The sequence below is a fragment of the Streptomyces sp. ADI95-17 genome (genome assembly GCF_003846175.1).
GTDB lineage: Bacteria > Actinomycetota > Actinomycetes > Streptomycetales > Streptomycetaceae > Streptomyces > Streptomyces sanglieri.
Genome location: NZ_ML123050.1, coordinates 584,285 through 592,574 on the forward strand (window position 1 = coordinate 584,285; position 8,290 = coordinate 592,574).

The following is an 8,290-nucleotide window of genomic DNA, read 5'->3' on the forward strand; positions in this document are numbered from 1 at the left end:
TCGGGATACGTGCCCCGCAGCCGCCCGGTATGTGCGGACGGCCTGCGGGAGGGGCGGGTTCAGCCCTGCTGGAACAGCTCGGCCGGCAGCGGCTTGAGCAGGGTGTACAGGTCGTCGGTGATCGGCCGGTCCCAGCTGGCGATGGTGACGAGCACGCCGTCGCTGCGGTCGAACTGGACGCAGGAGATCCGGCTCTCGGAGAGCTTGACGCGGCGCACGATCAGCAGGTTGTCGCCCTGCATCACGGGCATGTCCTCCGTGCCGGTGACCTCGACCGGCTCGTCGTTCTCCAGCGCGAGCAGCAGCTGGGCGACCTCGAACGGGACCTGGCCCTCCTCGGTCTCGCGGGCGGGCGAGCCCTCCGGGAGGTTGCCGATGATCATCGCGGGGCCGCGGCCGCCGAACAGGTCGTAGCGCAGGAAGACGCCCTGACAGCTTCCGTCGGGCGCGGGCAGCAGACCGGCGCCGAGGTTTCCGGGCCAGTCCCCCGGGTCCATGGCCAGGACGTCGAAGTCGGGGCCCGCGGGTGTGGCGGCGCTACGGCGGCGGAGGAAGGACATGCAGACATGTTACGTGTCCGGGCTCACCTTGCGGAGCCGGGTCCGTGCAGGCCGGGGCGCCGACGGGTGTGCGGCCCGTCGTACGGAACGAACAGGTCGTCGCGTCGGCGAGTGGCCCGGCCCCCGTCGGCACGGCACCGCCGTGCACGGCCGTGAAGACCTGGCGGCCTGGGTCCGGCCCCGGTCGCGGTCCGATCGGCAGGGTCCGGGTCACTCCCGGCACCCGCACCTCCCACGGTGCGCGATCCCCGTCGACGGCGCCGCGCACCGCCGTGCCGCCGTGCCGCCGATCGGGTGATCGCGGCCGGCCACCGGATCACGGCACCGCGCGTTCTCAGGTGAGGTCGAACTCGCCGTCGCGGGCGTTCACCACGAAGGCGCGCCATTCGGCCGGTGTGAAGACGATCGACGGACTGCCGGGTTTCCCGGCGTTGCGCATCGCGATGAATCCCTCGACGAAGGCGATCTGGACGTCCCCCGCGCCCCGACTGCCCGATCTCCACCGCGCGTTGCTGAGATCGAGATCCGGCTTGTCCCAGCCCGCGAAGGGCTGCTGGGTCGTGGTGCGCTCCGCCACGTCGGCTCCTCCCACTTGTCGTCCCGGGCCAAAGGTTAGTCACCCCCGGCGGTCCCGGACAGGGCGCGAAGGGGGCTTCCGTCGGCCCGGGACCGAGCGGTGTCAGCTGCTGGGCGGCTCGGCTCCGACCAGCCACATGGAGAAGAACTGCGCCCCGCCCCCGTACGCGTGGCCGAGCGCCTTCCGGGCCCCCACGACCTGGTGTTCGCCGGCCCGTCCCCGTACCTGCAGCGCGGCTTCGGCGAAGCGGATCATGCCGGAGGCGCCGATGGGATTGGTGGAGAGCACTCCGCCCGACGGGTTCACCGGCAGGTCGCCGTCGAGTTCGGTGACGCCGGACTCGGTGAGCTTCCAGCCCTCCCCCTCGTCGGCGAAGCCGAGGTTCTCCAGCCACATCGGCTCGTACCAGGAGAAGGGCACGTACATCTCCACCGCGTCGATCTCCCGTCGCGGGTCGCTGATGCCCGCCTGCCGGTACACATCGGCGGCGCAGTCCCGGCCCGCCCGCGGCGAGACGAAGTCCTTGCCCGCGAAGAGCGTCGGCTCGCTGCGCATCGCGCCGCCGTGCACCCAGGCGGGCGGATGCGGCGAACGGCCCGCTCCGGCACGGTCGGTGAGGATCATCGCGCAGGCCCCGTCGGAGGACGGGCAGGTCTCCGAGTAGCGGATCGGATCCCAGAGCATCGGCGCCGACCGGACCTTCTCCAGCGTGATGTCGGGGTCGTGGATGTGCGCGTACGGATTCTTCAGCGCGTTGCGGCGATCCTTGTACGCGACGAGGGAGCCGACCGTGTCGGGCGCGCCGGTGCGGCGCATGTACGCCCGCACATGCGGGGCGAAGAAGCCGCCCGCTCCGGCGAGCAGGGGCTGCTGGAACGGGATGGGCAGCGAGAGCCCCCACATGGCGTTGGACTCGGACTGCTTCTCGAAGGCGAGCGTGAGGACGGTGCGGTGCACCCGCGCGGAGACCAGGTTGGCGGCGACGAGTGCGGTGGAGCCGCCGACGGAGCCCGCGGTGTGTACCCGGAGCATCGGTTTGCCGACCGCGCCGAGGGCGTCGGCAAGGTACAGCTCCGGCATCATCAGGCCCTCGAAGAAGTCGGGTGCCTTGCCGATGACGACGGCGTCGATGTCCGCCCAGGTCAGGGCCGCGTCCTCCAGGGCTCGGACGGCGGCCTCGCGGACGAGTCCGGCGATGGACACATCCCGGCGTGCGGACACGTGCTTCGTCTGGCCGACGCCGACGACGGCCACGGGCTCACTGGACATGAGCGCTCTCCCCTTCGAGGACGGCGACCAGGTTCTGCTGCAGGCAGGGCCCGGAGGTGGCGTGGGCGAGGGCCCGCTCGGACTCGCCGCGGTGGATGCGGGCAGCGGCCTCGCCGAGTCGGATCAGCCCGGCGGCCATGACGGGGTTGGCGGCGAGCGCGCCGCCGGAGGGGTTGACGTCGACGCTGTCGTCGAGCCGGAGCGCCTTGCGCAGCACCACCTCCTGGGAGGTGAACGGGGCGTGCAGTTCGGCGGTGTCCACGGGCCGTTCGAAGACCCCGGCACGGGTCGCGGCGAGATAGGTGGACGGCGATTCGGTCAGCTCCCGCACTCCGAGGGAGTGCGCCTCGATGCGGTGGTCGATGCCGCGGATCCAGGCGGGGCGGGGGCACAGGGCCCGTGCGGTGTCACCGGCGGCGAGGATCACGGCGGCCGCGCCGTCGCCGACCGGCGGGCAGTCGCCGGTGCGCAGCGGCTGCACGACGTATTCGCCGGCCGGGACCGGTCCCCTGAGCTGGGCGTGCGGGTTGTCCGCCGCGGCGGCGCGGCTGCGGTGGGCGATAGCGGCGAGGGCGGCCTCGTCGGTGTCGCCGGCGTCGATCAGCGCCCGGGCCTGGAGGGCGGCGAGGGCCACGGAGTCCGGCCAGAGCGGGCCGACGTAGTACGGGTCGAGCTGGCGGGTGAGGACGTCGCGGACCTCGCCGGGCGAGGACTTTCCGTACGAGTAGACGAGCGCGGTGTCCACCTGCCCCGTCTGGATCTTCACCCAGGCCTCGTACAGCGCCCAGGCACCGTCCATCTCCACATGGGACTCGGAGATCGGCGGGTACGCGCCGACGCCGTCGAGTGCCATGGTGAAGGAGAAGGCGCGGCCCGCGAGGTAGTCGCTGGAGCCGGAGCAGGTGAAGCCGATGTCGCTCGCCTTGAGCCCGGTCGCGTCGAGGACCCGGTGGAGGACGGGCATCAGCATCTCGACTTCGGAGAGCTCGTCGGTGTGGCGCACGTGGTCGGTCTGCGCGAAGGCGACGATCGCCGTGTCTCGCATCTACAGCAGCTCCTTGTACGCGTCGTAGTCGGCGTCCGGCTCGCCGGTCGGCCGGTAGTGGTCGGGGTGCCGCCCGCCCTCGGTCCAGACGGGTTCGACGCGCAGTCCCATGCGCACCTGGTCGTACGGGATGCCGCCGATCCGGGCGTGCAGTGCGAGGTCCGCGCCGTCGAGCGCGATGTGCGCGTAGACGTAGGGGACTTCGATGTCGAGATTCTTGGCCTTGATGTTGACGATGCAGAACGTGGTGACGGTGCCGCGCGGGCCGACCTCGACCTGTTCGGTGGTGGCGACCCCGCAGGTGGGGCAGGCGCCGCGGGGCGGTACGTACACCTTGTGGCAGGACGGGCAGCGTTCGCCGACGATCCGCTGCCCGGAAAGCGCGTCGAGGTACGCGCTCTGGGCGCGGCCGGGGGTGTAGCGGTAGTCGAGCCGGGCGGGGGTGACGATTCCGGTGACCGGGTCGGCGAACTCGCCGTCGTGCGGGGCGCACTGCCCGGTGCCGTCGCCGCCGTACGGTTCGAAGCAGGCGATGTCGGTGATCGCGCCGGTCCGTTCGGCGGCCCAGCGGATCCGTACCCGCATGCCGGTGTGCACCGCCTCGGGGCCGGGGGCGTCGAGGGCGTGCAGCAGCGCGGTGTCTGCGCCGTCGAGGCGGACGAGGACCCAGGCGAAGGGGGTGGCGAGGGGCTGGGCGGGACGGGGTGCGGGGTTCCAGGCCCAGGTGGTGACGGTGCCGGTGGTGGCGACCCCGGTCAGCTCGCGGAGCTCCTCGGCGGTGACGGGGTCGTACTCGACGGGTGGGACCAGGATCTTTCCGTCGGCGGTGCGGACCCCGAGGACGGTGCGTTCGCGCAGTCCGGTGAGGAAGGCGCTCTGTACGGGGCCCAGGGAGCGGGTGAAGGGGAATTCGACCACCAGCGGTGCGCTGAGGGCTTCGGGCACGGTTGCCTCCTGGGCTCAGGTGCGCCGGTAGACGGGCGGGCGCTTCTCGGCGAAGGCGCGGGCGCCCTCCTTGGCGTCTTCGGTCGCGAACACCGGCCAGCCGCGCTTCAGTTCGGCGGCCAGCCCCTCGGTCTCGGTCATCTCGGCGGTCTCGTACACGGAGGCCTTGACGGCCTCCACGGCGAGCGGTCCGCAGGCGTTGATCCGTTCGGCGACGGCGAGGGCCTCCTCCAGTGCGGTGCCGTCCGGGACGACCCGGCCGATCAGTCCGATGCCTGCCGCTTCCCCGGCGCTGTACGGGCGTCCGGTGAGGAGCATTTCGAGTGCGTGCGTGCGGGCGATCTGGCGCGGCAGCCGGACCGTGGAACCGCCGATGGGGAAGAGGCCGCGCTGCACCTCGAAGAGCCCGAAGGTGGCGCCCGCTCCGGCGATCCGGATGTCGGTGCCCTGGAGGATCTCGGTGCCGCCCGCGACGCAGTGGCCCTCCACGGCGGCGATGACCGGTTTACGGGGGCGGTGGTGGCGCAGCATCGCCTTCCAGTGCAGATCGGGGTCGGCGGTCATCCGGTCCCGGTACTGCTCGCCCTCCATTCCCTTGCCCGCCAGGGCCTTGAGGTCCATGCCGGCGCAGAAGCAGCCGCCCGCGCCGGTGAGGATCACCGAGCGGATCGTGTCGTCCTCGTCCGCCGCCAGCCAGCCGTCGTACAGCCCGACCAGCATCGGCAGCGACAGGGCGTTCTTCGCCTCCGGCCTGTTCAGGGTGAGCACCAGTGTGGCGCCCTCGCGCCGCACGACGAGGTGTTCCGTACCACCCATTGTCCGCCTCCCGTCTAAAGACCTAGAACAGGTTGCAGTAGGCGGTGGCCCAGTTCAATAGTTTTCTGACAGCTAGTCAGATTTCTTCGACGGCACCCTTCCCAGTTGCGCCTCCCGGCGCTCTAATGACCGCCGAGCCAGTCAGCTTCCGGGGTCAGGAGGAACGGTGGAGTACAACCTTGCCGACCTGTTCGAGTCGGTCGTCGACGCGGTCCCGGAACGCGAGGCGCTCGTCTACCTCGACCATCCCGGCACGGGGGCGGAGCGCCGGCTGACGTACGCGGAGCTGGACGCGGCGGCCAACCGCCTGGCCCACCACCTGATCGAGGCGGGCATCACCCCGGGCGAGCATCTGGGACTGCACCTCTACAACGGGGTGGAGTACCTCCAGACGGTGCTGGCCTGCCTGAAGGCACGCGTCGTCCCGGTCAATGTGAACTACCGGTACGTCGAAGAGGAGTTGATCTACCTCTACCGCGACGCGGATCTCGCCGCGCTGGTCTTCGACGCCGAGTTCGACGAGCGGGTCGCGGCCGCCGCGCCGAAGGCGCCGGGCCTGCGTCATCTCGTACGGGTGGGGGTCCCGGAGGCGGGTGTCCGCGGTCCGGACGCGGTCGCCTTCACGGACGCGGAGGCGGCCGGCAGCCCGGAGCGCGGGTTCCCGCCGCGGTCGGCCGACGACCAGTTCATCATCTACACCGGTGGCACCACCGGAATGCCCAAGGGTGTGATGTGGCGCCAGGAGGACCTCTTCTTCTCCGGCCTCGGCGGGGGCGCACCGACCGGCGAGCCGGTGAAGTCACCGCAGGAGCTGGCCGAGCGCGTCGCCGCGGGCGGCGACGGCATCACCTTCTTCCCCACTCCCCCGCTGATGCACGGCACCTCGACGCTCACCGCCTTCATCGGCTTCAACTTCGGGCAGCGGGTCGTGGTCCACCGCAAGTTCGTACCCGAGGAGGTGCTCCGTACGATCGAGAAGGAGAAGGTCACCAGTGTGTCGCTGGTGGGCGACGCGATGCTGCGGCCGCTGATCGACGCGCTGAAGGGCCCGCTGAAGGGCACCGACTGCTCCGCGATGTTCTCGGTATCCAGTTCGGGCGCGATCATGTCGGACTCGGTGCGCGCCGAATTCCAGGAACTGGTGCCGACAGTGATGCTGCTGAACAACTTCGGCTCGTCGGAGTCCGGTTTCAACGGCACGGCGACCGCCGACTCCGGGCCGGAGAACGGGTTCCGGCTCCGGGTCAACTCCCGTACGGCGGTGGTCGATCCGGCGACGTACGAGCCGGTGGCTCCGGGTGAGCCGGGACGGATCGCCCAGCGCGGGCACGTGCCGCTCGGCTACTACAACGACCCCGGCAAGACCGCGGAGACCTTCTTCCGGCGGGGCGACGAGCGATGGGTCCTGCTCGGGGACATGGCGACGGTCGACGAGGAGGGCATCGTCACGGTCCTCGGCCGCGGCTCGCAGTGCATCAACACCGGGGGCGAGAAGGTGTACCCCGAGGAGGTCGAGCAGGCGCTCAAGGCCCATCCGGACGTGTACGACGTGCTGGTCGCCGCGGTGCCCGACGACCGGTGGGGCAACCGTGTCGCGGCGGTGGTGCAACTGCGCGAGGGGGCGGCCGAGCCCTCGCTCGACGATCTCCAGGCCCACTGCCGGACCCGGCTGGCGGGCTACAAGATCCCCCGCCGGCTGGTGATCACCCACCGGATCCAGCGCTCACCGAGCGGCAAGGCCGACTACCGGTGGGCCCGCTCGGTCGTCGCGCCCCGGCGCGAAACCGGGGAATGAGAGCCAAAAACACACCGCACGTCCGGACCCCGCCCGGCCACCGGGCGGGGGAGCCCGGGTAAGCCATTCGGGCACGCCCCGAACCCATCCGCTCACTCTATGTGGCAACCGGGGGAGATCGCCCATAGCTTCGGCTCATGAGGAAACGAAACATCAAGATCCTTGTCCCCGTCGCGGTCCTCTCGGCCGCGGGATGCGGAATGTCCATCCCCTCCGCCTCGGCCACGGACTCGCACGAGGTCCGTCCGGGCGAGTCGATCCAGAAAGCGGTGGACGCCGCCCAGCCGGGTGACACCATCGTCCTGCTGCCCGGCACGTACCGGGAGAGCGTCCTGGTCACCAAGCCCGACCTGACTCTGCGCGGCGCCGGCAGCAAGACCGTGATCCGGCCGGCCGAGGCGGGCACGAAGGCCGCCGACGCCTGCGCGAAGGCCGGCAGCGGAATCTGCGTCCAGGGCCGGTCGGGCAAGACCGTGGACGGCGTCCGCGTCGAATCGCTGACCTTGTCCGGGTTCAAGAAGAACGGCGTCTGGGCCTCCTGGACCGACCGGCTGACCGTCCGCCGGGTCGTCTCCGAGCACAACGGTGTCTGGGGCATCGCCCAGGAGCGCTCCACCCGCGGCGCGTTCATCGGCAACACCGCCCGTGCCAACGGCGACGCCGGCATCTTCGTCGCGAACACCGTCGACAAGGAGGGCGGCGCCACCGACACCCGTGGCACCGAGGTCCGGGACAACGCGCTGAAGGACAATCGGATCGGATTCACCGCCCGGCGGGTCCGGAACCTGTCGGTCCACGACAACAGCGTCTCCGGCAACTGCACCGGTGTGTTCGTCGTGGGCGACGAAGGAAAGCCGCAGGCCGGCGCCATGACCATCGAGTCCAACGAGATCACCGGCAACAACAAGTTCTGCTCCGCGACCGAACGGCTGTCGGCCCTCCAGGGCTCCGGCCTCGTACTCACCGGCGCCGCGGACACCAAGGTGCGCTCGAACACCATCCGCGACAACTCCGGCGCCACCCCGATGTCCGGGGGCGTCGTCCTGTTCAAGAGCTTCGTGGGCACGAAGAACACCGGCAACACCATCAGCGGCAACGTCGTGCTCAACAACAAGCCGGCCGACCTCGCCAATGGGGACACCGGCAAGGGCAACACCTTCACCGACAACGTCTGCGCCAAGTCCGCACCGGCCGGCATGTGCTGACCGGTGCACCCCCGCACGAGGAGAAGCGAGACAGCATGACCACTGTGAGCCCTACCCCGACCCCCACCCCCTCCCCCG

8 protein-coding genes are annotated in these 8,290 nt (G+C 70.9%); 2 read left to right on the forward strand and 6 right to left on the reverse strand.

The genetic code is table 11. The annotated features are described in order from the left end of the window. Positions 1-59: 59 nt before the first annotated feature. From EES42_RS33425 to EES42_RS33450, 6 genes are all read right to left on the reverse strand, one after another. Positions 60-560 carry a hypothetical protein gene (locus EES42_RS33425; protein WP_018550733.1) on the reverse strand — a complete coding sequence of 167 codons (501 nt, stop codon included), beginning with the start codon at positions 558-560 and terminating at the stop codon, positions 60-62. Between the two features lie 334 nt (positions 561-894). Then, a complete protein-coding gene (locus EES42_RS33430) occupies positions 895-1,137 on the reverse strand; it encodes a DUF397 domain-containing protein (protein WP_124721950.1) in 243 nt (80 codons plus the stop codon). 102 nt (positions 1,138-1,239) lie between these two features. Continuing rightward, the gene (locus tag EES42_RS33435) at positions 1,240-2,406 is read right to left on the reverse strand and encodes a thiolase domain-containing protein (protein WP_124721951.1); all 1,167 of its coding nucleotides are present in this window, start codon (positions 2,404-2,406) and stop codon (positions 1,240-1,242) included. After that, positions 2,396-3,451 carry a thiolase domain-containing protein gene (locus EES42_RS33440; RefSeq protein ID WP_124721952.1) on the reverse strand — a complete coding sequence of 352 codons (1,056 nt, stop codon included), beginning with the start codon at positions 3,449-3,451 and terminating at the stop codon, positions 2,396-2,398. The genes EES42_RS33435 and EES42_RS33440 overlap by 11 nt, the downstream gene beginning before the upstream one ends. Further along, a complete protein-coding gene (locus tag EES42_RS47390) occupies positions 3,452-4,396 on the reverse strand; it encodes an OB-fold nucleic acid binding domain-containing protein (protein WP_124721953.1) in 945 nt (314 codons plus the stop codon). It lies immediately after the preceding gene. Between the two features lie 15 nt (positions 4,397-4,411). Next, positions 4,412-5,212, reverse strand: coding sequence for a crotonase/enoyl-CoA hydratase family protein (locus tag EES42_RS33450; protein WP_124721954.1), 801 nt, complete (start codon positions 5,210-5,212; stop codon positions 4,412-4,414). Between the two features lie 166 nt (positions 5,213-5,378). On the opposite strand from EES42_RS33450, the gene EES42_RS33455 reads away from it, so the two are divergent. After that, a complete protein-coding gene (locus tag EES42_RS33455; RefSeq protein WP_124721955.1) occupies positions 5,379-7,007 on the forward strand; it encodes an acyl-CoA synthetase in 1,629 nt (542 codons plus the stop codon). 137 nt (positions 7,008-7,144) lie between these two features. After that, entirely contained in the window at positions 7,145-8,212 is a 1,068-nt protein-coding gene (locus tag EES42_RS33460) for a right-handed parallel beta-helix repeat-containing protein (RefSeq protein ID WP_124721956.1), read from the forward strand. The last annotated feature ends 78 nt before the right edge of the window (positions 8,213-8,290 follow it).